This is a genomic window from Telluria sp. PB2R4, assembly GCF_059685695.1.
Window position 1 is genome coordinate 87,060 of sequence record NZ_JCASIC010000001.1, and the last position, 23,017, is coordinate 110,076.

Sequence of the window (23,017 nt, forward strand, 5' to 3'; positions counted from 1 at the left end):
GTGCGGGAATAGCCTGGGCCAGGCCGGCCAGGGCCGCGAACATGTCATGGGAAGGTCCAGTCCAGCCCCAGCTGCCTGATCAGGATGAAGGTGAGGAGCCCCAGGGCCAGGAGCGATACCGCGAAGACGGCGGCCACCTTGCCGGCCGCGCGCAGCACTGCGCGCCCATCCGTCTCCTTCCCTTTCTGGCCTTGATCGTAATGCCACTTGATGGCGAAGAACATGCCCGTGCATAAGGCGAGAACCTTGAACGTGCCGGCGACGATAGGGAACCAATCCATGATGTTGAACCAATGCAGGTGAAAGAGGAGAAAACGCCGGCGAAGCCATGCCTGCATGGTGTTGCTGTACGTTGAAGGCATTCTACTGAAATGCCATTCCCATACAATCAGACAAAATGTCTCAGTTGAATTCCAATCAAGATGCGGATTTGCCAACCCGGTTGCCGCGCCTGGCCGAACAAATTTATTATTTTGAGAACGTTTGCGAAGGACTATCCCATGGATAATGGCAAGCTCGAGTGATCAATTCGACAGGCCACCATGAAAAAATTTCTGATTGCCGCTGCTGCCATGGCGTTTGCCGGCAGCGCTTTTGCCGCCACCGTCCAGGACGTCGCTGAGCGTTACGTCAAGCTCGTACTCGCCATCGGCGTGCATGATCCCGCCTACGTGGACGCCTATTACGGCTCGCCGCAACTGCAAGAGCAAGTGACCAGGGACCGTCAGGATTTACCGGCAATCCGTGCCGGGATCGAACAGGCGCTCAGTGAACTGGCGCCCCAGCGCGCGCGCGACGCGAGCGAGGCCCTGCGCATCGCATTCCTGAGTAAGCAGCTGCAGTCCATGCTCACCCGCGTGGATATGTTGGGCGGTAAAACGTTCAAGTTCGACGATGAAAGCAGGCGGCTGTATGACGCGGTGTCGCCGCATCATGACCGCGCTTACTACACGCGCATCGTCAGGCAGATCGACAAGATGCTGCCCGGCAGCGGCACGGTCAGCGAGCGGCTAATGGCATATCGCAGCAAGTTTGCCATCCCGAAGGACAAGCTCAAGCCGGTATTCGACGCGGCCATCAAGGCTTGCCGCGAACGTTCGGCCAAGTACATCAGCTTGCCGGCCGATGAAAACTTCGTGCTCGAATTCGTCACCAATAAACCCTGGAGTGGCTACAACTGGTACAAGGGTGGTTCCCAGAGCCTGATTCAGATTAATACCGAGTTCCCGATCTACCTGGACCGCGCCGTCGACCTGGGTTGCCATGAGGGTTATCCCGGCCACCATGCGTATAACGCGCTCCTGGAAAAGACGCTGGTCAATGACAAGAAATGGACGGAATTCAGCGTGTATCCGCTGTATTCGCCGATGTCGCTGATCGCCGAAGGCACCGCCAATGTCGGCATCGACATGGCGTTCAGCGATGCGGAGCGCCTGGCATTTGAAAAAGCGGTGCTATACCCGATCGCCGGCATCGATCCTGCGCTGGCAGATCAATACGCACAGTTGCGCAAACTGACCGCCAAACTCAGTTACGCGGATAACGACGCCGCCATGCACTACCTTGAAGGAAAGTGGAACAAGGAGCAAACCATCGAGTGGCTGGTGAACGTGCAGTTATACCCGCCCGAGAAAGCAGCGCAGAGAGTGTCGTTCTACGACGCCAATCGGAGCTATGTCATCAATTACAACCTGGGTGCGGACCTGGTGCGAGCGTATATCCAGCGCCAGGCCACCTCAAAAGACCCCGACACCGCACGCGCGCAGCGCTGGGCCGCCTTCAAGGAGCTGCTGTCCTCGCCGCGCGTGGCCAGCAGCTTGCGCTGACGAGGCTGGACCGCTCGCGTCAGCCCTCCAGGTCGCCGAGCGACTGCGCGACGCCAAGCTGCACGTCGCGCAGGAAGGCGCCGCCCTGTTCGGACAGCGCAATCCCCGGCGCGGCCAGCTCGACCAGGCACACCAGTGTCTGGCGGAACCACGCCATGTCGGTGCCCATGAGGGGCAGGGCATGGGCGTCGATCAGGTAGTACACCGCGCGGGTCAACAAATTCGGATCGCGTCCGGCGCGGGCGATGCCGGGCGCGAAATCGACGACCTCGCGGTGGAAGCGGTCGGCCAGGGTCTCGAGGATGTCGTTCGAGACTTGCGGCTGGCCGGCGGCCAGCACGACCCGGGCCAGGTCGCGGCAGGCATCCTGCAGCGCGCCGTCGTCGAGATGCTGTGTCATGGCCGCCTTATTGTGCGGCCCAGCCGCCGTCCATGTTCCATGCCACGCCGCGCACCTGGTCGCCGGCGGGCGAGCAGAAGAACACCGCCAGCGCGCCCAGTTCTTCCGGCGTGACGAATTCGCCGGAGGGCTGCTTCTCGCTCAGCAGTGCTTTCTTGGCCGCGTCGTTCGAGAGTCCGTCGCGGGCGGCGCGGTCGTCCACCTGCTTCTGCACCAGTGGCGTCAAGACCCAGCCAGGGCAGATCGCGTTGCAGGTGACCCCAGTCTGCGCGTTTTCCAGCGCGGTGACCTTGGTCAGGCCCACCAGGCCGTGCTTGGCGGCGACGTAGGCCGACTTGCCCGCCGAGCCGACCAGGCCGTGCACCGAGGCCAGGTTGATGATGCGGCCCCAGTTCTTCTGCTTCATGCCGGGCAGGGCCAGGCGGCTGGTGTGAAAGGCCGAGGTCAGGTTGATCGCGATGATCGCATCCCATTTATCGGCCGGGAACTCGTCCACGGTGGCCACGTGCTGGATGCCGGCATTGTTGACCAGGATGTCGACGCCGCCGAACTTATCAAGCGCGAACTGCATCATGGCCTCGATCTCCGCCGGCTTGCTCATGTCGGCGTTGTGGTAGGCGGTCTGCACGGCGAATTCCGCGCCGAGATCCGTATACAGTTTTTCGATCTGCTGTGCGTCGCCGAAGCCGTTGAACACGATGTTGGCGCCCTGTTCCGCCAGCGAACGGGCGATGCCGAGGCCGATGCCCGAGGTGGAACCGGTGACGAGTGCTGTTTTACCGCTGAGCATATTGGTTTTCATGGCGTCCTCTAGTTTGGGGGAGTAATCGGGGTGCTTCCTCAGAATTGGTAGAATTCTAATAGCAATGCCAAGTAAAATGCTGCATTGCTGAAGTAGAAACCCAGCCGAACGAACAATATTGTCATGACGGAGCAGGCGATGAGTGAAGCCAGGTTAAAAAGCGTGCAGTGCAGTTCGCCCGCCGGCCTGCACCGGATGGCGTACAAGGAGTGGGGCGACCCGCTCAACCCGAAGGTGCTGGTGTGCGTGCATGGCGTCACCCGCGTGGCCGACGATTTCGATCACTTGGCGCGCGCCCTGTGCGACGAATACCGTGTGGTGTGCCCGGACGTGGTCGGCCGCGGCCGCTCTGGCCGCCTGCGCGATCCCGAGCACTACACGGTGCCGCAGTACGTGGCCGACATGGTGACCCTGATTGCGCGTGTCACTGAAGACGACCCAGGGGTCGACTGGTTCGGCACCTCGATGGGCGGCCTGATCGGCATGATGCTGGCCTCGCTCGACGAGACCCCGGTGCGCAAACTGGTCATCAACGACATCGGCCCCGTGCTCGACCAGGGCGCTGTGGCGCGCATCGGCGAGTACATCGGCCAGGACATCCGCTTCCCGGATTTCGATACCGGTGCGGCCTACGTGAAGGCGGTGTCGATGTCCTTCGGCCCGCACAGCGATGAAGAATGGTTCAAGCTGGCGAACGACGTGCTGCGCCAGGAGCCGGGCGGCCAGTGGGTGCGCCACTACGACCTGGGCCTGGCCCAGCCCTTCCGCGCCATCACGCCGGAACGCGCGGCGGGCGACCAGGTGGCATTGTGGTCGGCCTGGGATGCGATCCACTGCCCGACCCTGCTGGTGCGCGGCGAGCAGTCCGACCTGCTGTCGCGCGAGACGGCGTTGGAGATGTGCGCACGCGGACCGAAGCCGCGGTTGGTCGAGATCCCGGGCGTGGGCCATGCGCCCACCTTCGTACGGCCAGACCAGATCGCGATCGCACGAGAATTTTTAGTCGGCGGGCCCTGAGGGAATCCGCCAGTTTTTATCAGAAAGCAGCTATGGAAATCAAACGAATCCACGTAGGCAAGCGCCTCTCCGAAGTCGCCATCCACAACGACACCATCTACCTGGCCGGCCAGATCGCCGAAGACACCACCCAGGGGATCGAAGGCCAGATGCGCGAAGTGCTGGCGCATGTCGACCGCCTGCTGAACGAAGCCGGCAGCGACAAGTCGTGCGTCCTGATGTGCCAGATCTACATCGCGGACATGGCGTTATTCGCCGGCATGAACACCGTCTGGGATGAGTGGGTGCCGCAGGGCCACACCCCGCCGCGCGCCACCGTGGAAGCCAAGCTGGCCAATCCCGCATGCCTGGTCGAGGTCTGCATCACCGCCGCATTGCGTTGAGGTCGTTCATCTAGATGGTATCAACCGCATTATTGGGTGACGCCAGCACCCAGCTGGTCCAGGGGCTCGGCGTGGAAGACTGCGCGCGGGTCCAGGCCGCGCTCGACTACGCCAGCGAGATGTACGGCGAGCGCGTGGCCGGCACCGGCCAGAACGCGTTCGAGTTCTCGCTCGGCGTGGCCGGCACGCTGTCTTACCTGAGCACCGATGCCGAGACGCGCATCGCCGGCCTGCTGTGCGAGCTGGCGATGATGGACCCGGCGGTCGCCGGCGCGCTCGAGGAACGCTTCGGCAAGGAAGTATCCGATCTGGTGCAGGGCGTGTACCAGCTGGTCAAGCTGCGCGACCTCACCGCCGGCAAGGAGCCGGTCGCAGGCGGGAAAACTGCGGGCAAGAACGCGGCCCAGCAGGCCGCCGCACAGGTGGAAACCCTGCGCAAGATGCTGCTGGCGATGGCCTCGGACATGCGCGTGGTGCTGATGCGCCTGGCCTCCTGCGCCGCCAGCCTGCGTTATTTCGCCGAACAGAAGCGCTTCGACGACGTCACCCGCGCCTATGGCCGCGAGGTGCTCGACTTCTACGCGCCGCTGGCCAACCGGCTCGGCATCTGGCAGCTGAAATGGGAGCTGGAAGACCTGTCCTTCCGCTTCATCGAGCCCGATACCTACAAGCGCATCGCCAGGATGTTAGAAGAAAAACGCATGCAGCGCGAAGGCTTCGTGGAGTCGTCGATCGCGCGCCTGCAGGCCGAGCTGCATGACGCCGGCATCAAGGCCGAAGTCTCGGGGCGGCCGAAGCACATCTACAGCATCTGGAACAAGATGCGCGGCAAGGAGCTCGACTTCTCCGCGCTGTACGACGTGCGCGCTTTCCGCGTGATCGTCCCGGACGTCAAGACCTGCTACACGGTGCTCGGCATCGTCCACAACATCTGGACCCCGATCCCGAAGGAATTCGACGACTACATCTCGCGCCCGAAGCCGAACGGCTACCAGTCGCTGCACACGGTCGTCACCGCCGAGGACGGGCGGCCGCTGGAAGTGCAGATCCGCACCCAGGAGATGCACAACTTCGCCGAGTATGGCGTCGCCGCCCACTGGCGCTACAAGGAAGAGGGCGGGTCGAACTTCAAGAGCCAGCAGTACGACGAGAAGATCGCCTGGCTGCGCCAGCTGCTGGCCTGGAAGAGCGACGTCGCCGACGTCGTCACGGGCCAGGAAGAACTGCAGAAGGAATGGGTCGAGAAGCTCAAGGCGGCCACGCTGGACGACCGCATCTTCGTGCTGACCCCGCAGGCGCGCGTGATCGAGCTGCCGCAGGGCGCGACACCGATCGATTTCGCCTACCACCTGCACAGCGAGGTGGGGCAGCGCTGCCGCGGCGCCAAGATCGACGGCGTGATGGTGCCCCTGAATACGCCCCTGAAGAACGGACAGACCTGCGAGATCATCACCGCCAAGGGCCCGGCCGGCAGCCAGGGACCGTCGCGCGACTGGCTCAGCCCCGGCTACACGGTCAGCAGCCGCACCCGCTCGAAAATCCGCGCGTGGTTCCACGCGCAGGAACAGGCCGAGACCCTGGCCCAGGGCCGCGCGCTGGTGGAAAAATCGCTGCAGCGCGAGGGCAAGACCGCGGTCAACCTGGAAGCGCTGGCGCACAAGCTGGGCTTCGCCAAGGTGGACGAACTGTTCATCCAGGTGGGCAAGGAGAAGTTCAGCCTGCGCCACGTGGAAGCGGCCCTGCACGACGAGGTGGAAGCGCCGCCCCCGGTCGACGAGGCCGTGGTCTACAAGAGCCGCGCCTCGAGCGTGGAGCAGGGCGCCAAGTCGGGGGTGCTGGTGGTGGGCACCGAAGGCCTGATGACGATGCTGGCCAAGTGCTGCAAACCGGCCCCGCCCGACCCGATCTGCGGTTTTGTTACGCGCGGCAAGGGCGTCTCGATCCACCGCCTCAGCTGCAAGAACTTCGCCGAGATGCGCGCCAAGGCGCCGGAACGGGTGATTCAGACCGAGTGGGGTTCGGCCGGGCTGGAGACGGTGTATCCGGTCGACCTGTTCATCCTGGCGATGGACCGCCAGGGCCTGCTGCGCGACATCTCGGACGTGTTCATGCGCGAGAAGATCAATGTGATCGGTGTGAACACGCAAAGCGCGAAGGGGCAGGCGCGCATGGTGTTCACGGCCGAGATCGGATCTACCGGGCAGCTGAACAAGGCCTTGGCGGCGATTGGCGAAGTAAAAGGGGTGATGGAGGCGCGGCGCCAGTGAGCCGACACGACACCATGCGCCGAACCCTCCACCTCTACGCCAGACCCAGCCTGTGGGGCTACGCGGTCGCACGCTACCTGCGCAGCTGGTGGTACATGGTGCACCTGGGTGCGGTCGCCATCGTGATGGCCCTGTCGCCCTCGACCTATAACCGCGAGAACCGGCTCGCCGCCGCCCGCCACATCCACGCCAGCGCCTGGCAGGTGCTGCCCTGGTTCTCGCTGGCGGCAAGCCTGATCAGCCTGGTCATCATCCGCATCGTGCTGGTCACGGCCAAGAGCTACGGCCTGTCGCACTTCGCCCTGGAGATGGTGGTGCGGGTGCTGGTCCTCGAGCTGATTCCTCTCTCTGCCGCCATGTTCGTGGCGCTGCGCGCCAGCATGGCCTTCGACGCCTCGGCCCTGGGCCTGGCGCGCGCCGGCATGTCGGCGCAGGCCGCCAACGACGAGGCCCTGCGCCGCATGCGGCGCGACATGGTGCCGCAGCTGCTGGCCAACGCCTTCGGGGTGCTCAGCCTGGCGATGGTCGCCAGCGTCATCGTGCTGGTGCTGGCCTACCTGAACGTCTACGGTCTCCTGCCCTGGGGTGTGCAGGACTACACCCGCACCGTCGGCCGCGTGTTCACGCCCGCGGTGACGATCGGCTTCGTGCTCAAGACCGTGCTGTTCGGCCTGGCCGTGGCGCTGATTCCGACCGCCGCCATCCTCGAGCTGCAGCGCTATCCGCGCCGCGTGAACGTCACCGTGCAGCCCGGCGCGCTGCGCCTGCTGTTCGTGCTGCTGGTGATCGAGGCGGCTTCGCTGGCACTCAAATACATCTAGAAAAAGAACAGGACACCATGACTCCACCCTTGCCGGACGAACAGAATCAAGCTGAACCCCAGCACGTCGAACTCAAGGCGATGATCCTGCTGGCGGCGATCGGCATCCTGGTCGCCGCCTTCATCGGCTACGTGATGCATGCGCGCGGCGTGTTCGAGCCGACCCAGCGCCTGGTGCTGGAGGCCGACGATTCGTCCGGCGTCATCCCCGGCATGGACATGACCTTCGCCGGCTTCCCGATCGGGCGCGTCAGCCAGGTCGAGCTGTCCCCCGAAGGCAAGGTACGCATCCTGGTCGACGTGACCAGCAAGGACGCCAAGTGGTTGCGCACCTCGAGCGTGTTCACGCTGGAGTCGAGCATCGTCGGCGAGACCCGCCTGCGCGCCTTCACCGGTTTGCTCACCGACCCGCCGCTGCCGCCGGGCGCTACCCGCACGGTGCTGCGCGGCGACGTGTCGGCCGAGATTCCGCGCATCGTCGCCACCGCCCGTTCGCTGCTGGAAAACCTCGAGACCATGACCGCCACCGACTCGGACATCAACGCCAGCCTGGCCAACATCAGCACGGTCACCGGCCGCATGAACGGGCCGGGCGGGGTGCTGGGCGGGGTGATGGGCGGCGATGCCGAGGCGCGCAAGCTGCGCGAGGCGCTGGACCGCATCAACTCGCTGCTCGGCAAGACCGAGCAGCGCGTGTACGGCAAGGACGGGGTCATGGACGACGCCCAGGTCGCGATGCGCCAGCTGCACGTGGTGCTGCAGGACGCCAGCGCCACCCTGAAGAAGGTCGATGCGGTGCTGGTCGAGGCCCAGGCGGTCGGCGCCAATGCACGCGTGGCCACGCAAGACCTGGGCGCGCTGCGCGGCGAGGTCGACGCCAGCCTGCGCAAGGTGAACCGCCTGGTCGACGAGATCAACCGGAAGTGGCCTTTCGCGCGCAAGAACGAGGAGATCAAGCTGCCATGAGAGTTCCCGCCATCTTCCTGTTCGCGCTGTTGGCCGGCTGCGCCAGCAAGCCCTTGCCGCCCGACTGGCAGTCCGATGCCAAAGGCGCCCTCGACGGCTCGGTGGAGGACTACCTGAAGGGGCATACCGCCGCCGCGGCTGCGCAGTTCCGCAGCGCGCGCACGGCCACCACCAGCACCGGCCGTCCCGACTACGTCGCCCAGGTTGAACTGGTGCGCTGCGCGGCCCAGGTGGCCAGCCTCGACTTCGACGATTGCCCTGGCTATGCGACGCTGGCGCAGGAGGCGACGGCCGAGCAGCGTGCCTATGCAGACTACCTGTATGGCCGCTGGCAGGGCCTGAACGCGGGGCTGCTGCCCGAGCAGCACCGTCCAGTGCTTGCCACCGGCCAGGTCGCGGCCGTGGGCGATCCGCTTGCACGGCTGGTCGCGGCCGGCGCTTCGTTCAAGGCCGGGCGCATCACGCCGGACGGCATCAATCATGCGATCGACACCGCCTCGAACCAGGGCTGGCGCCGACCGCTGCTGGCCTGGCTGGCCGTACAGGCGCAACGCGCCGAGGCGGCAGGGGATGTGCAGGAGGTGCAGCGGATCCGGCGCCGGGTGGCGCTGGCATCCGGACAAGCCGGCTAAGGAAGCACCGGCTCCGCCGCAGGCCGCAACGCCCACGGCAGCATATTGTGAATGGTGGTGGCCGCCAGCGCCGCCTGGCCGGTCGCCACCGCGATCTGGTTCAACCCGCGTGTGACGTCGCCTACCGCGAACAGGCCCGGCACCGTGGTGCGGCAGTGGTCGTCCACCAGCAGCTTGTCGCACTCCACCGTCTCGGCGCCCAGCCCGCTTGCCAGGTCGGAGCGCGCGCTTTCGCCCAGCATCGGGTAGAACACGTCGCAGAGGTAGTCTTCGCCATCCTTGGTGTGCAGCACCGGCTTCATGTCGTCGCTCATGGTGACGCCGACCAGCGGCGAATCGACGAGGCGCACGTTGGCGGCGGCGAGCTGCTGGCGCTCTTCGTCGTTCAGGGTCGATTCCGGCCCGCGCTCGAACAGCAGCACGTCGGCGCTGAAGGTGCGCATGAACAGGGCGTGGCCGACCGGGTTGACTTCGGAGGTGACGACGCCGATGCGCTTGTCCATCACGTCCCAGCCGTCGCACACCGGGCACAGGCGTACCGCGCCGCTGCGCACCGCTTCGTCCCAGCGCTCGACCGGCATGCCGGCGTCGGCCACGCCGGTGGCCAGCAGCACCGTCAGGGCCCGGATCTGGCAGGGTTCGCCGCCGTCGGGCGCCGCGTAATCGGCGACGAACACGCCGTCCTCCAGCCGCAGGTCGAGGATCTCGCCCTGCATCACGCTGCCACCATAGTTGGCGAGCTGGGCGCGCAGGCTCTCGAGCAGCAGCACGCCGTTGATCCCTTCCGGGAAGCCGGGATAATTGTGCGAGACGGGAATCCAGGACAGGCGGCTGTTGCCCTTGTCGACCAGGGCAATGTGGCGCGTGAAGCGGCGCAGATAAACGGCGGCGGTCAGCCCGGCCGGGCCGCCGCCGATGATGAGGGTGTCGAATACGGTACGGTTGCAGTCCATGGGTGGATTATGCTGCCCGCGGCTGCGTGCGCGTATCGGCGCGCGGGCCCAGGCCAGGTAAGAGGGCGCTTACAGCGCGGTCATAGCGACTTGCCCCCGGCCGCCTCCGGCTGCAGGGTGACGTGGTCGATGCCGTGCTTTTCGCGCAGCATGGCGCGCACGTCCGCCAGCACCGCCGGCCACCGCTCCAGGCTGGCGATCTCCAGGTGACCGATCAGGGCAGGGTGGCCGGGCGACATATCCCACACGTGCAGGTCGTGCACGTCGAGCACGCCCTCTACACCCTTGAGGTCGGCGCCGACCTCGAGGTAGTCGATTGCGTGCGGCACGCCCTCCATCAGGAAGTGGTAGGACTCGCGCAGGATGCCGCTGGTCGAGCGCAGGATCAGCAGGGCCACGAAGATCGACAGGATCGGGTCGACCCGCACCCAGCCGGTGAAGTAGATGATGGCGCCGGAGGCGATCGCCGCCAGCGAGCCGAGCAGGTCGCCCATCACGTTGACCAGCGCGGCCCGGGTGTTGATGCTCTGGTTGTCGCGCGACAGGAGCCAGGCCACCAGCAGGTTGATGCAGGCGCCGATGGCGGCCACCACCAGCACCACGCCGCCTTGCACGTCTTCGGGCTTCAGCAGGCGCTGCACGGCTTCCGAGGCGATCCAGGCCACCAGCGCCAGCATCGCCAGGCAGTTCACGAACGCCGCCAGCGCCTCGGCGCGCACGAAGCCGAAGGAGTGGCGGCTCGATGGCGGGCGCCTGGCGATCGCCTGCGCCATCAGCGCCAGGCCGAGCGCGGCGGCATCGGTGACCATGTGGCCGGCGTCGGAGATCAGCGCCAGCGAGTTCGAGATGAAACCGGTGACCACTTCGATGACGGCGAACAGCAGGGTCAGGCCGAGCGCGAAGGCCAGCGTCGCCCCGCTGCGCCCCTCGACGGTATGGGTGTGGCTGGCGTCGCCGTCGAGGTGGGCGTGCAGGTGGTCGGAAGAGGGCGCGGCGCGGTCGGCTGGCATCGTTTTGCGTGGCGTTTTAGACAAGGCCCCAGTGTAAAGCAAACGCTGTTCGCGGTCGCCAGCAGGCTCGCCAGGAAACTTTTTCCGTGACAAGCCTTGCTTAAGGCGTGTGCCTTCCCTATAATGCGGGCATCGGGCGGTTAGTTCAGCTGGTTAGAATACTTGGTCGACATCCAAGGGGTCGCAGATTCGAATTCTGCACCGCCCACCAGAACATCTAGTAAGAGCGAGAAAGGCATCATCGGTTATGACACCGCGAACTACGACTCGGTTGTGGGGGAATCGCTAGACGCGGTATGGTGTTCTTTTGCTCGACACACTGAAGAAAACGCGCCTGGTGCGCGTTTTTTTTCGTCTTCAGAATTCTCGCAGTTTTCAACATCTTCCTACTTACCGGCGCCCAGCGCCCGATTGGAGAACAGCATGCTCAACGTTCGACTTCCCGATGGCTCCAGCCGTCAGTTCGACGGCCCCGTCACCGTCGCCCAGGTTGCCCAGAACATCGCGCCGAGCCTGGCCAAGGCCGCGCTCGCCGGCAAGGTCGACGGCAAGGTGGTCGACACCTCGTTCCTGATCGAGTCCGACGCCGACCTGGCGATCGTCACCGACCGCGACCCGGACGGCCTGGAAGTCATCCGCCACTCGACCGCCCACCTGCTGGCCCACGCCGTCAAGGAGCTGTTCCCGGAAGCGCAAGTCACCATCGGCCCGGTCATCGAGAACGGCTTCTACTACGATTTCTCGTACAAGCGCCCGTTCACCCCGGACGACCTGGCGGCGATCGAGAAGAAGATGGCAGAGCTCGCCAAGAAGGACGAGCCGGTCACCCGCAAGGTGCTGCCGCGCGACGAAGCCGTGAGCTACTTCAAGTCGATCGGCGAAGCCTACAAGGCCGAGATCATCGCCTCGATCCCGGCGGGCGAGGACGTGTCGCTGTACTCGCAGGGCGGTTTCACCGACCTGTGCCGCGGCCCGCACGTGCCCTCGACCGGGCGCCTCAAGGTCTTCAAGCTGATGAAGCTGGCCGGCGCCTACTGGCGCGGCGACTCCAAGAACGAGATGCTGCAGCGCGTGTACGGCACCGCCTGGACCAAGAAGGAAGACCAGGAGCAATACCTGCACATGCTGGAAGAAGCCGAGAAGCGCGATCACCGTAAGATCGGCAAGCAACTCGACCTGTTCCACTTCCAGGACGAGGCGCCGGGCCTGATCTTCTGGCACCCGAAGGGCTGGACCGTGTGGCAGCAGGTCGAGCAGTACATGCGCAAGAAGTACCAGGTGAACGGCTACGACGAAGTCAAGGCGCCGCAGATCCTGGACGTGACCCTGTGGCAGAAGACTGGCCACTGGGACAACTATCGCGAAAACATGTTCACCACCGATTCGGAGAACCGTTCTTACGCGCTCAAGCCGATGAATTGCCCGGGCCACGTGCAGATCTATAACTCGGGCATGAAGAGCTACCGCGACCTGCCGCTGCGCTACGGCGAATTCGGCCAGTGCCACCGCAACGAATCCTCGGGCGCGCTGCATGGCATCATGCGCGTGCGCGGCTTCACCCAGGACGACGGCCACATCTTCTGCACCGAAGAGCAGATCGAGGCGGAAGTGACCGCCTTCCACGCGCAGGCGATGCAGGTGTACGACGATTTCGGCTTCAACAACATCGACGTCAAGCTGGCCTTGAGGCCGGACAGCCGCATCGGCACCGACGAAGTGTGGGACGAAGCGGAAGACGCGCTGCGTTCGGCGCTGCGCGCCTGCGGCGTGGAATGGACCGAGCTGCCGGGCGAGGGCGCCTTCTATGGCCCGAAGATCGAATACCACCTGAAGGACAGCCTGGGTCGCCCATGGCAGGTCGGCACCATGCAGGTCGACTTCTCGATGCCGGGCCGCCTGGGTGCGGAATATGTCGCCGAAGACAACACCCGCAAGGTGCCGGTGATGCTGCACCGTGCAATCGTCGGGTCGATGGAACGTTTCATCGGCATCCTGATCGAAAACTACGCCGGCGCACTGCCGCTGTGGCTGGCCCCGGTCCAGGTTGCTGTGCTGAACATCTCGGATGCGCAGGCCGACTACGTCAAGCAGGTCGAGGCAAAGTTGCGCGCGGCCGGCGTGCGTGTTCACGCTGATTTGCGAAACGAGAAGATTACTTATAAAATTCGTGAGCATTCTGTCCAAAAACTGCCTTACATTTTGGTTGTTGGCGATAAAGAACGTGAAGCAAATACCGTGGCCGTGCGTGCCCGCGGCAATGTCGACCTCGGCGTGATGCCGGTCGACGAGCTCGTGGAGCGTCTTGTGGGCGAAATCGCCGCCAAGACGAAGTAAGCGCGAAGTAAGCAATAATCCGCTACACTAAGCGCCGGTCTACTTTCATACTTTCAAAGGAAACAACATAGCTACTGACAAACAGAATCGCATCAACGGCGAGATTACCCATCCCGAAATGCGCCTGAACGGTGTGGAAAACGAACCGCTGGGCATCGTGACCCTGGCGGAAGCGTTCCGCCTGGCCGAAGAAAAGAACGTCGACCTGGTCGAAATCGCGCCGAACGCGGTTCCGCCGGTCTGCCGCCTGATGGATTACGGCAAGTTCAAGTACTCCGAGCAGAAGAAGGCGCACGAAGCCAAGCTGAAGCAGAAGATCATCCAGGTCAAGGAAGTCAAGTTCCGTCCGGGTACCGATGAAGGCGACTACAGCATCAAGCTGCGCAACCTCATCAAGTTCCTGGAAGAGGGCGACAAGACCAAGATCACGCTGCGCTTCCGCGGCCGCGAAATGGCGCACCAGGACATCGGCATGCGCATGCTCGAGCGCCTGCGCGGCGACCTGGAAGAAGTCGGCCAGGTCGAGCAGTTCCCGAAGCTCGAGGGTCGCCAGATGATCATGATCGTTGCGCCGAAGAAGAAGAAGTAATCTTCGCGCAGTCAGATTTGCCGGGCCGGATCCGGGTGCCAGCGCAGGCTGCACCCGGATCCGGCCCGTGTTCGTTTGTGCGGTCCGCGCCGCATCCGGCCGACAAACCATCCCGCCCCAACAATTCCCCGCAAACCTGTGCTATCATCTGCGGTTCCTGTTTTTCAAAAGCAGGTTGTAGTCGGCAAGTAGTGGCGTCGGCTGCAAGACAAGTGAAAGCAGGCATTCAAGAGCGGCGTTGCCGCCACCTGCAATCCTGTCGTATAGAGGCTGTCCATAAAAGGGCAGATGACTATGCCAAAAATGAAAACCAAAAGCTCCGCGAAGAAGCGTTTTCGCGTGCGTCCGGGTGGTACCGTCAAGTCGGGTATGGCGTTCAAGCGTCACATCCTGACCAAGAAGACCACCAAGAACAAGCGTCAACTGCGCGGCACCCGTAACATCAATGCGTCGGACGTGACCAGCGTCTACCGCATGATGCCATCTGCTTAATCTCACTAATCATCTACTAAGGGAGCTACTATGCCTCGAGTAAAACGTGGGGTTACTGCACGTGCCCGTCACAAGAAAGTTCTTGCCCTTGCTAAAGGCTACCGTGGTCGCCGCAGCAAAGTATTCCGTATTGCCAAGCAAGCAGTCATGCGCGCCGGCCAGTACGCATACCGCGATCGCCGCAACAAGAAGCGCGTCTTCCGCGCACTGTGGATCACCCGTATCAACGCGGCTTCGCGTTCGCACGGCATGACCTACAGCGCCTTCATGAACGGCCTGAAGAAGTCCGGAATTGAACTGGACCGTAAAGTCCTGGCCGACATGGCTGTGCATGACAAGCCGGCATTTGCCGCGATTGTCACCGCTGCCAAGGCCAAGCTGGCTGCCTAATCAGTCAGTCTGCTGGCAAGATCAGCGCCTCTGGCAACAGGGGTGCAAAAAGAGCGGGGCACGGTTGAATAAGCTGTGCCCCGCTTTTAATTATGGCTCCTGCCATCGACAAACAGGAAAAGAACAAGCATGCATACGCTGGAAGAACTCGTCGTCTCGGCCCAGGCTGACTTCACCGCCGCTCCTGACGCCGCCGCGCTCGAAAATGCAAAAGCCAAATACCTGGGCAAGACCGGGCAGATCACCGATCTGATGAAGGGCCTGGGCAAGCTCGACCCGGACGCGCGCAAGGCGCAGGGCGCCCTGATCAACGCCGCAAAAGAAAAAATCGAAAGCGCCTTGACCGCCCGCCGCGACGCCCTGGCCAACGCCCAGCTCGAAGCGCGCCTGAACTTGGAGGCCATCGACGTGACCCTGCCGGGCCGCGGCCGCGCCAAAGGCGGCATCCACCCGGTGATGCGCACCTGGGAGCGCGTCGAGCAGATCTTCCGTTCGATCGGCTTCGACGTGGCCGACGGCCCCGAGATCGAAACCGACTGGACCAATTTCACCGCACTGAACAGCCCGGAAAACCACCCGGCCCGTTCGATGCAGGACACCTTCTACATCGAAGGCAATGACAGTACCGGCAAACCGCTGCTGCTGCGCACCCACACCAGCCCGATGCAGGTGCGCTATGCGCGCACCCATACGCCGCCGATCAAGGTGATCGCGCCGGGCCGTACCTACCGCGTCGACAGCGACGCCACCCACTCGCCGATGTTCCACCAGGTCGAAGGCCTGTGGATCGGCGAAGACATTTCGTTCGCCGACCTGAAGGGCGTGTACCTTAACTTCGTCAAGGCCTTCTTCGAGACCGACGACCTGCAGGTGCGCTTCCGTCCGTCCTACTTTCCGTTCACCGAACCGTCCGCCGAGATCGATATCGCCTTCGGCTCCGGTCCGCTCAAGGGCCGCTGGCTCGAAGTGTCGGGCGCCGGCCAGGTCCATCCAACCGTCGTGCGCAATTTTGGCCTGGACCCGGAAAAGTTCATCGGTTTCGCGTTCGGCTCCGGCCTCGAGCGCCTGACCATGTTGCGTTACGGGATCAACGACCTGCGCCTGTTCTACGAAGGCGACTTACGATTCCTGAAGCAATTTAATTAAAAATGAGTCTCATAAACCTACTGCGCGTTGCAGTTTCGGTCTGCGATGCTCGCTGTACTCACGTACAGCTGCGCTTCTCTACCGAAACTGCGGCCGCTCGCTACGGTTTCTGAGGCTCATTTGAGTGGTGCTAATCCCATAATAAGATAAGCAGGACAAGGCAAAGATATGCAATTCTCCGAAAACTGGCTCCGTTCCATGGTCGATCCGAAGATGACTTCGGATGAGCTGTCCCACCTGCTGACGATGTCCGGCCTCGAGGTCGAGGAAGTCGAACCGGTCGCGCCGCCGTTTACCAACGTGGTGGTGGCCGAAGTCAAGGAAGTCGCCAAGCACCCTGACGCAGACCGCCTCAACGTCTGCCAGGTGGACGTGGGCACCGGCACCCTGCTGAACATCGTCTGCGGCGCGCCGAACGTGCGCGCGGGCATGAAGGCGATCTGCGCCAAGGCCGGCGCCGTGCTGCCGCCGGGCGCCGACGGCAAGCCCTTCGCGATCAAGGTCGGCAAGCTGCGCGGCGTCGAGTCGCAGGGCATGATGTGCTCGGCCAAGGAACTCAAGATCAGCGAAGAGAGCAACGGCCTGATGGAGCTGCCGCTTGATGCGCCGGTCGGCGCCGATATCCGCGACTACCTGGGCCTGGACGACCTGAAGTTCACCATCAAGCTGACTCCGAACAAGGCCGATTGCCTGTCGGTGCTGGGCGTGGCGCGGGAAGTAGCCGCCCTGACCGGCGCGCCGCTGCACGTGCCGACCACGAAGCAGGTGACAGTCAGCACCGATGAAGTCCTGCCCGTAACAATCTCGGCTCCGGACCTGTGCGGCCGTTTCTCGGGCCGCGTCATCCGCGGCCTGAACGCGCGCGCCGCGACGCCCGACTGGATGAAGCAGCGCCTCGAGCGCAGCGGCCAGCGGTCGGTGTCCGCCCTGGTCGATATCTCGAACTACGTCATGCTGGAAGTCGGCCGTCCTTCGCACGTGTTCGACATGAACAAGATCCACGGCGGCCTGGACGTGCGTTGGGGCCGGAAGGGCGAGCAGCTGAAGCTCCTGAACGGCAACACCATCGAAGTCGACGAGTGGGTCGGCGTGATCGCCGATGATAAAGAGATCGAATCGCTGGCCGGCATCATGGGCGGCGATTCCACCGCCGTCACGCTCGACACCACCGACATCTACCTGGAAGCCGCATTCTGGTGGCCGAACGCCATCCAGGGCCGTGCCCGCAAATACAACTTCTCGACCGACGCCGCGCACCGCTTCGAGCGCGGGGTGGACTACGCGACCACGGTCGAGCACATCGAGCGCATCACGGCGCTGATCGTCGAGATCTGCGGCACGCCCGAGACCAAAGTGGGCCCGGTCGACGACCAGGCCGTGAACCTGCCGCAGCGCCAGCCCGTGGCCATGCGCACCGCGCGCGCCGCGAAGGTGATCGGTGTACCGCTCACCGACGAGGTCGTGGCCGACACCTTCACGCGCCTGCAGCTGCCGTTCACCTTCGATGCGGGCGTGTTTCATGTGACCTCGCCGTCCTACCGCTTCGACATCGAGATCGAGGAAGACCTGATCGAGGAAGTCGCGCGCGTGTACGGCTTCGAGAACATCCCGACCCGTCCGCCGGTCGCGCCGTCCGCGATGCTGATCGAGCCGGAAAATACCCGCTCGCTGTTCGCGATCCGCCACCAGCTGGCCGATCTCGGCTACCAGGAAGTCGTCAACATGAGCTTCGTGGAAGCGCAGTGGGAGCAGGATTTCGCGGCGAACGCCGATCCGATCCGCCTGCAGAACCCGATCGCCAGCCAGCTGAGCGTGATGCGTTCGAACCTGGTGGGCAGCCTGCTGGCCAACGTGCGCTACAACGTCAACCGCAAGGCCGGCCGCGTGCGCGTGTTCGAAGTCGGCGCGGTCTTCAAGCGCAATCCGGATGCCGTCGACGGCCCGCTGTCGATCGCCGGTTTCGACCAGCCCAAGCGCGTCGCCGCCATCGCCTACGGCCCGGCCAATGACGAGCAGTGGGGCGAGAAGACCCGTGCAGTCGACTTCTTCGACGCCAAGGCCGATCTCGAGGCGCTGTTCGCCCCGGCCGTCCTGCGCTTCGTCAAGGGCGAGCACCCGGCGCTGCACCCGGGCCGCAGCGCCTTCGTCGAACTCGACGGCAAGCAAATCGGTTTCATCGGTGAGCTGCACCCGCGCTGGCTGCAGAAATACGACCTGCCGCAGGCGCCGGTCGTGTTCGAAGTCGATGCCGAGACGCTGCGCCGTCGCGCCCTGCCGTCGTACACGGAGATCTCGAAGTTCCCCGGCGCCACCCGCGACCTCGCGCTGGTGGTGGGGCAGGGCGTTTCGGCCCAGGAAGTGCTCGATTGCTTCCACGCCGAAGTGGCCAGCAATCCTGGCGGAAACATCGTGCAAGCCGTTGTTTTGTTTGATGAATACCGCGGCAAGGGTCTCGAGACGGATGAAAAAAGCCTTGCTTTCCGCTTTGGCTTGCAAGATACTCAATCGACGCTGCAAGACGATGCCGTGGACGCCATCATGGCGGCCCTGGCCCGTGCGGCACAAGAAAAAGTCGGCGCAAAGCTGCGTGCATGATGTGCTTGCCGGAGTGCTCTACGCGGGTACTTCGGTTGGCCTTCATATCGTTCCAAAACATCGTTTCTTGAAGGTAGGGCTTCAAAATTAATAACAACGACGTTGACTCGGCCGTGTTCCAGGAAGCACTGACGGCCGATCTGCATCATGCGACGCAGGTCGCGCGGATGCGGAAGGACGCAGAGAAGGATTTACCGACCCTCACCAAGGCCGAGCTGGCCGAGCTGCTGTTCGAGCAGGTCGGCCTGAACAAGCGCGAAGCCAAGGACATGGTCGAAACCTTCTTTGACGAAATTCGCAACGCCCTCGAGCGTGGCGAGGCCGTCAAGCTGTCCGGCTTCGGTAACTTCCAGTTGCGCGACAAGCCGCAGCGGCCCGGCCGCAACCCGAAAACGGGGGAGGAGATCCCCATCACGGCGCGGCGCGTCGTGACTTTCCACGCTAGTCAGAAGCTCAAAGGAATGGTCGAGGAGACCAGTCCTCCAAGCAACTCGCTGGCCCGCGCTGCTTGAGTACTACGTAGATAAGCGATGAGCGAACGACCGAACAAGCCTGAGCCTATTGTGCTGCCGATGATCCCGGCGAAGCGCTATTTCACGATCGGTGAAGTGAGCGATTTGTGCGGCGTCAAACCGCATGTACTGCGCTACTGGGAGCAGGAATTTACCCAGCTAAAGCCGGTCAAACGTCGAGGTAACCGTCGCTATTACCAGCACCACGAAGTGCTGTTGATCCGCCGTATACGCGAATTGCTCTACGAGCAAGGCTTCACCATCAGCGGTGCGCGCAACCGCCTCGACGGCCGCGGCCATGAGATGGCGGATGCACCCGAGATCGAGCCGGTGCCAGCCGCACCAACGGTCGACATTGGGCATGTACGTAGCGAGTTGATGGAGATCCTGGCATTGCTCAAACAGGGAACCGGCGCGCCCGGCAACGTCGCCTGACGCCAGCGCCGGCGGCATCCTCCGGCGCACCGAATTCCGGCCGATTTCTTTGTGCCGAGCTCAGCAACTGTGCGCTGTTGATGCCCCGCGCCATAGTGATAGAATGTCACCTGCGGTCATGCTGACATCAACGCATGCAAGCCGGGACGTATGAACGGACCCGGCACTTTCCTGCAAAGGGAAAATATAAGGGAAGACAATGATACGCGTTGCCATTTGTGACGATCACCAAATAGTTCGAGCAGGGTTCAAACAGATTTTCTCGTCGTCGGGCGACTTCGAAGTTGTCGCCGAAGGCGCTACCGGGCGCGAAGCCCTCGACATCGCACGTCGCGAAATCTGCGACGTGCTTCTGCTCGACATCGCTATGCCCGACCAGAGTGGCATCGATATCCTGCGCACTATCCGCCAGGGTCAGCCAAACCTGCCGGTGCTGATCCTGTCCGGCTACCCGGCGCAGCAGTACGCGCTGAACCTGTTCAAGATGGGCGCCAACGGCTACCTGAACAAGGAATGCGAAGCCGACGAGCTCAAGACCGCGGTGCGCACCGTGTTCCAGGGCCGCCGCTACGTGAGCTCGACCGTCGGCGAACTGCTTGCCCAGAGCTTCGACCGCGACCCGAACACGGCACTGCACACCGAGCTGTCCGATCGCGAGTTCCAGGTCTTCCTGCGCCTGGCCAAGGGCGCGACCGTGTCCGATATCGGCAATGCACTGTCCCTGTCGATCAAGACTGTGTCCACCTACCGCACCCGCATCATGGAAAAGATGGGCCTGCAGTCGAACAGCGACCTGACCTATTACGCCATGAAGAACAATTTGCTGGACTAATCTGCAGCACCGCGGCGCCGGTCCGGCGCCCGCTCCTTTCCTGGACGCACTCTCGCGTCGTGCCACAGCGCACCAAATATTTCCAATCGTTACAAAATTTCCTGGGCGTATGCCACACTTTGTATTGCATACGGCCGCGTATACGCGCACACTGGCGCATGTCGGCCACCCAGCATCCGCGTGACCATGGTCCGGGTACCGTCCTCCGCTGCACTGTCGCGCTAACGCGACTATAATCGGCGCGGACGGCATTTGTTGCGCGAAAGGAAGCCCATGTATTTTTCCGCCTTCGACGGCAAGCGCCTGCGCGGCCTGCCGCTCTCAAAGTCCCTGTTGTGCGTGGCCTGTGTGGTCATCCTGGTCGTCAACGCGGTCTTCCTGATCCGTAACCTCGACGACCTGCGCTCGGCCAATGGGCTGCAGGCCCAGACCGCCCGCGTCACCGACGAGCTTCAGTACCTGAACCTGCTGGTGACCGATGCCGAAAGCGGCTTGCGCGGCTATTTCCTGTCCGGTTCCGAAGTCAACCTGGGTGCGCTGCGTGCGGCCCCGCAGCAGATCGACGCCCAGGTACGCGCCCTCGGCGTGCTGCTTGCCGACAGCCCCTCGCAAACGAGAAACCTGGTCCAGCTGCGCACGCTCGTGCAGCGCAAGCTGGCCCTGATGCACCAGTCGCTCGAGGTCTACCGCCAGGGTGGATTGGTCGACATCGTCGCCATTTCCGCCGCGGCCGACGAGCGCGGCCAGATGGACGAAATCCGCCTGCAGGTCGTGATCATGGCGCGCGAGCAGAACGAACTGCTGGCCAGCCGCACCGCAGCCTTTTACGAGCAGTCGCGCCGCACGGTGCTGTCCGGGGTCGGCATCAATGCCCTGGCGATTCTCGTGATCCTGCTGTTCCATAACCTGGTGCGGCGCAGTTTCGGCCTGCGCCTGGAAGCCGAGCACGCGCTGCAACGGACCAACGACAACCTGGAAGCCGTCGTGGCCGAGCGCACCGAGCAGTTGTCGGTGCTGTCGCGCCACCTGATCCGGGTGCAGGAAGAAGAAAAGTCGCGGCTGGCGCGCGAGCTGCACGACGAGATGGGCGCCAATCTGACCGCGATCGGCATGGACATCACGAGCGTCAGCGAACAGCTCAAGGGCTCGCATCCGGAACTGGTGTCGATGCTGGGCCGGGCCCGCAAGACCCTGGTCGACACCGTGCAGCTCAAGCGCCGCATCATCGAGAACCTGCGCCCGAGCCTGCTCGACAATATGGGCCTGTCGGCGGCGCTGCAGAGTTATTGCGCCGACTACGCGCGCGTCACCGCGCTCGACTGCGACGCCCTGGTCGATACCGAGTCCGACCGTGCCGGCCCGATGCAGGCGATCGCGCTGTTCCGCATTACCCAGGAAGCCCTGAACAACATCGCCAAGTACGCCCAGGCGCGCACCGTGATCGTCAACCTGACGCGCGAACCGGATGGCTGGGATCTGGAAATCACCGACGACGGCATCGGCATTCCGGCCGATGCAATGGCCAAGTCCAAATCGCACGGCCTGCTGGGCATGCGTGAACGCGCATTGCTGCTGGGCGGGACCCTGAACGTGGCGCGCGGCGTGAATGGCGTCGGCACCTGCGTGCGCGCCTGGATCCCGCTGGCTGCGCCGGGCACGGAAGGAACGCCCGCCGCGCCGACGATCCTCGAGTGCCCGGATACGACAACGCCGTCCCTGGCGAAGGGGACGGCGCTGGAGATTGCTTCGTCAACCGGGTCCGGCAAGGCGCCCGATGGGGCGCCGGCCAGTCCGGCCAGTTCGGTCAGCTCTTAACGGGCCACGTCCATCAGCAGGCGGTCGTACTCCGACTTGGCGACCTTGTAGCATTCGCCGGCGTATTCTTCCAGGCCTGCACGGTCGAGGACGGTGATGTTGCCGCGGCGGTACTGGATCAGGCCTTCGTCCTGCAGCTTGCCGGCGGCAGCGGTGATGCTTTCGCGGCGCACACCCAGCATGATCGAAATCAGTTCCTGGGTCACCTTCAGCTCGTTGCTGGCAGAACGGTCCAGGCGGTCGAGCAGCCAGCGGCACAGTTTCTGTTCGATCGAGCTGTGGCGGCCGCCGACGGCGTTCTGGGCCATCTGGGCGAACAGCGCGTTGGTGTAGCGCATCAAGAGTTGCGGCAGTGCGCCGCCCTTGTTGAAGGCGTCACGCAGGAACTGGGTCTTCAGGCGGTAGCCGTAGCCTGCGCTCTGGACGACGGCGCTGCAGGTGGCGCGCTCGCCCATGAACAGCGACACGCCGACCGCGCCTTCGTGGCCGACCACCGCGATCTCGGTGGTGGCGCCATCTTCCATCACATACAGCAGCGACACGATTGCCGTGGTCGGGAAATACACGTATTCCAATTTACTGCCATACTCGAACAACTCTTTGCCGAATGGCAGGGGAACCAGTTCCAGTTGCTCGAACAGGGCTTCCAGGTCTTGGCGGGGCAGGGCGCCGAGCAGTTCGTTCTGCTGGGTGCCGCTGTAGCTGACAACGGGGCGGGACGCGGCTTTCACAGTCTCACTCGTGGCTGGGATCTTGTGTTGCACTTTCTGCGTACCACCAAGTTGAGTGTTGTTCATTTTC

Annotated in this window: 23 protein-coding genes and 1 tRNA gene; 18 read left to right on the top strand and 6 right to left on the bottom strand. The window is 63.7% G+C overall.

Annotated features, from left to right (window positions below):
* Window positions 1–44: 44 nt before the first annotated feature.
* Complete coding sequence (locus tag AC56LU_RS00400; protein WP_497173615.1) at window positions 45–338, bottom strand: hypothetical protein; 294 nt, start codon at window positions 336–338, stop codon at window positions 45–47.
* Window positions 339–542: 204 nt separating this feature from the next.
* Here AC56LU_RS00400 and AC56LU_RS00405 point away from each other — a divergent pair, with 204 nt between their 5' ends.
* Window positions 543–1,826, top strand: a complete 1,284-nt coding sequence (locus AC56LU_RS00405; RefSeq protein ID WP_497173616.1) for a hypothetical protein — start codon at window positions 543–545, stop codon at window positions 1,824–1,826.
* A gap of 19 nt (window positions 1,827–1,845) precedes the next feature.
* On the opposite strand, the gene AC56LU_RS00410 is transcribed toward AC56LU_RS00405, so the two are convergent.
* A complete protein-coding gene (locus AC56LU_RS00410; RefSeq protein WP_497173617.1) occupies window positions 1,846–2,226 on the bottom strand; it encodes a hypothetical protein in 381 nt (126 codons plus the stop codon).
* Window positions 2,227–2,233: 7 nt separating this feature from the next.
* Window positions 2,234–3,028 (bottom strand): 3-hydroxybutyrate dehydrogenase, encoded by a 795-nt coding sequence (locus AC56LU_RS00415; RefSeq protein ID WP_497173618.1) that lies wholly within the window; start codon window positions 3,026–3,028, stop codon window positions 2,234–2,236.
* A 138-nt stretch (window positions 3,029–3,166) separates the two neighbouring features.
* On the opposite strand from AC56LU_RS00415, the gene AC56LU_RS00420 reads away from it, so the two are divergent.
* Genes AC56LU_RS00420 through AC56LU_RS00445 form a run of 6 tightly spaced genes read left to right on the top strand, consistent with a single transcriptional unit; the run spans window position 3,167 to window position 9,113 of the window.
* On the top strand, window positions 3,167–4,045 hold the full coding sequence (locus tag AC56LU_RS00420; RefSeq protein WP_497173619.1) for an alpha/beta fold hydrolase: 879 nt from the start codon (window positions 3,167–3,169) through the stop codon (window positions 4,043–4,045).
* Between the two features lie 32 nt (window positions 4,046–4,077).
* On the top strand, window positions 4,078–4,428 hold the full coding sequence (locus tag AC56LU_RS00425) for a RidA family protein (protein WP_497173620.1): 351 nt from the start codon (window positions 4,078–4,080) through the stop codon (window positions 4,426–4,428).
* Between the two features lie 14 nt (window positions 4,429–4,442).
* Complete coding sequence (locus AC56LU_RS00430) at window positions 4,443–6,695, top strand: RelA/SpoT family protein (protein WP_497173621.1); 2,253 nt, start codon at window positions 4,443–4,445, stop codon at window positions 6,693–6,695.
* Between the two features lie 14 nt (window positions 6,696–6,709).
* The gene (locus AC56LU_RS00435) at window positions 6,710–7,516 is read left to right on the top strand and encodes an MlaE family ABC transporter permease (RefSeq protein WP_497173622.1); all 807 of its coding nucleotides are present in this window, start codon (window positions 6,710–6,712) and stop codon (window positions 7,514–7,516) included.
* Window positions 7,517–7,533: 17 nt separating this feature from the next.
* A complete protein-coding gene (locus tag AC56LU_RS00440; protein ID WP_497173623.1) occupies window positions 7,534–8,481 on the top strand; it encodes an MlaD family protein in 948 nt (315 codons plus the stop codon).
* Window positions 8,478–9,113, top strand: coding sequence for a hypothetical protein (locus tag AC56LU_RS00445; protein WP_497173624.1), 636 nt, complete (start codon window positions 8,478–8,480; stop codon window positions 9,111–9,113). The genes AC56LU_RS00440 and AC56LU_RS00445 overlap by 4 nt, the downstream gene beginning before the upstream one ends.
* On the opposite strand, the gene AC56LU_RS00450 is transcribed toward AC56LU_RS00445, so the two are convergent.
* Window positions 9,110–10,066 carry an NAD(P)/FAD-dependent oxidoreductase gene (locus tag AC56LU_RS00450; RefSeq protein WP_497173625.1) on the bottom strand — a complete coding sequence of 319 codons (957 nt, stop codon included), beginning with the start codon at window positions 10,064–10,066 and terminating at the stop codon, window positions 9,110–9,112. The two genes, AC56LU_RS00445 and AC56LU_RS00450, sit on opposite strands and share 4 nt — an antisense overlap.
* An 80-nt stretch (window positions 10,067–10,146) precedes the next feature.
* The gene (locus AC56LU_RS00455; protein ID WP_497173626.1) at window positions 10,147–11,076 is read right to left on the bottom strand and encodes a cation diffusion facilitator family transporter; all 930 of its coding nucleotides are present in this window, start codon (window positions 11,074–11,076) and stop codon (window positions 10,147–10,149) included.
* Window positions 11,077–11,210: 134 nt separating this feature from the next.
* On the opposite strand from AC56LU_RS00455, the gene AC56LU_RS00460 reads away from it, so the two are divergent.
* From AC56LU_RS00460 to AC56LU_RS00510, 11 genes are all read left to right on the top strand, one after another.
* Window positions 11,211–11,287, top strand: a tRNA-Val gene (locus AC56LU_RS00460).
* Window positions 11,288–11,499: 212 nt separating this feature from the next.
* Complete coding sequence (gene thrS / locus AC56LU_RS00465) at window positions 11,500–13,410, top strand: threonine--tRNA ligase (RefSeq protein ID WP_497173627.1); 1,911 nt, start codon at window positions 11,500–11,502, stop codon at window positions 13,408–13,410.
* 67 nt (window positions 13,411–13,477) lie between these two features.
* The gene (gene infC / locus AC56LU_RS00470; protein ID WP_497174194.1) at window positions 13,478–13,999 is read left to right on the top strand and encodes a translation initiation factor IF-3; all 522 of its coding nucleotides are present in this window, start codon (window positions 13,478–13,480) and stop codon (window positions 13,997–13,999) included.
* A 294-nt stretch (window positions 14,000–14,293) separates the two neighbouring features.
* Window positions 14,294–14,491: a 50S ribosomal protein L35 gene (gene rpmI / locus AC56LU_RS00475; protein WP_026354218.1), complete on the top strand. Its 198-nt coding sequence runs from the start codon at window positions 14,294–14,296 to the stop codon at window positions 14,489–14,491.
* 30 nt (window positions 14,492–14,521) lie between these two features.
* Window positions 14,522–14,881: a 50S ribosomal protein L20 gene (gene rplT, locus AC56LU_RS00480; RefSeq protein ID WP_497173628.1), complete on the top strand. Its 360-nt coding sequence runs from the start codon at window positions 14,522–14,524 to the stop codon at window positions 14,879–14,881.
* A gap of 129 nt (window positions 14,882–15,010) precedes the next feature.
* Window positions 15,011–16,027, top strand: coding sequence for a phenylalanine--tRNA ligase subunit alpha (gene pheS, locus AC56LU_RS00485; protein WP_497173629.1), 1,017 nt, complete (start codon window positions 15,011–15,013; stop codon window positions 16,025–16,027).
* Between the two features lie 168 nt (window positions 16,028–16,195).
* Complete coding sequence (gene pheT / locus AC56LU_RS00490) at window positions 16,196–18,622, top strand: phenylalanine--tRNA ligase subunit beta (protein WP_497173630.1); 2,427 nt, start codon at window positions 16,196–16,198, stop codon at window positions 18,620–18,622.
* Between the two features lie 167 nt (window positions 18,623–18,789).
* The gene (locus AC56LU_RS00495; RefSeq protein ID WP_497174195.1) at window positions 18,790–19,134 is read left to right on the top strand and encodes an integration host factor subunit alpha; all 345 of its coding nucleotides are present in this window, start codon (window positions 18,790–18,792) and stop codon (window positions 19,132–19,134) included.
* A gap of 18 nt (window positions 19,135–19,152) precedes the next feature.
* A complete protein-coding gene (locus tag AC56LU_RS00500; protein ID WP_497173631.1) occupies window positions 19,153–19,569 on the top strand; it encodes a MerR family transcriptional regulator in 417 nt (138 codons plus the stop codon).
* Between the two features lie 199 nt (window positions 19,570–19,768).
* Window positions 19,769–20,401: a response regulator gene (locus AC56LU_RS00505; protein WP_091873377.1), complete on the top strand. Its 633-nt coding sequence runs from the start codon at window positions 19,769–19,771 to the stop codon at window positions 20,399–20,401.
* Between the two features lie 273 nt (window positions 20,402–20,674).
* The gene (locus AC56LU_RS00510) at window positions 20,675–22,216 is read left to right on the top strand and encodes a CHASE3 domain-containing protein (RefSeq protein ID WP_497173632.1); all 1,542 of its coding nucleotides are present in this window, start codon (window positions 20,675–20,677) and stop codon (window positions 22,214–22,216) included.
* Here AC56LU_RS00510 and AC56LU_RS00515 read toward each other — a convergent pair.
* The gene (locus tag AC56LU_RS00515; protein WP_497173633.1) at window positions 22,213–23,013 is read right to left on the bottom strand and encodes a Crp/Fnr family transcriptional regulator; all 801 of its coding nucleotides are present in this window, start codon (window positions 23,011–23,013) and stop codon (window positions 22,213–22,215) included. The two genes, AC56LU_RS00510 and AC56LU_RS00515, sit on opposite strands and share 4 nt — an antisense overlap.
* Window positions 23,014–23,017 lie beyond the last annotated feature (4 nt).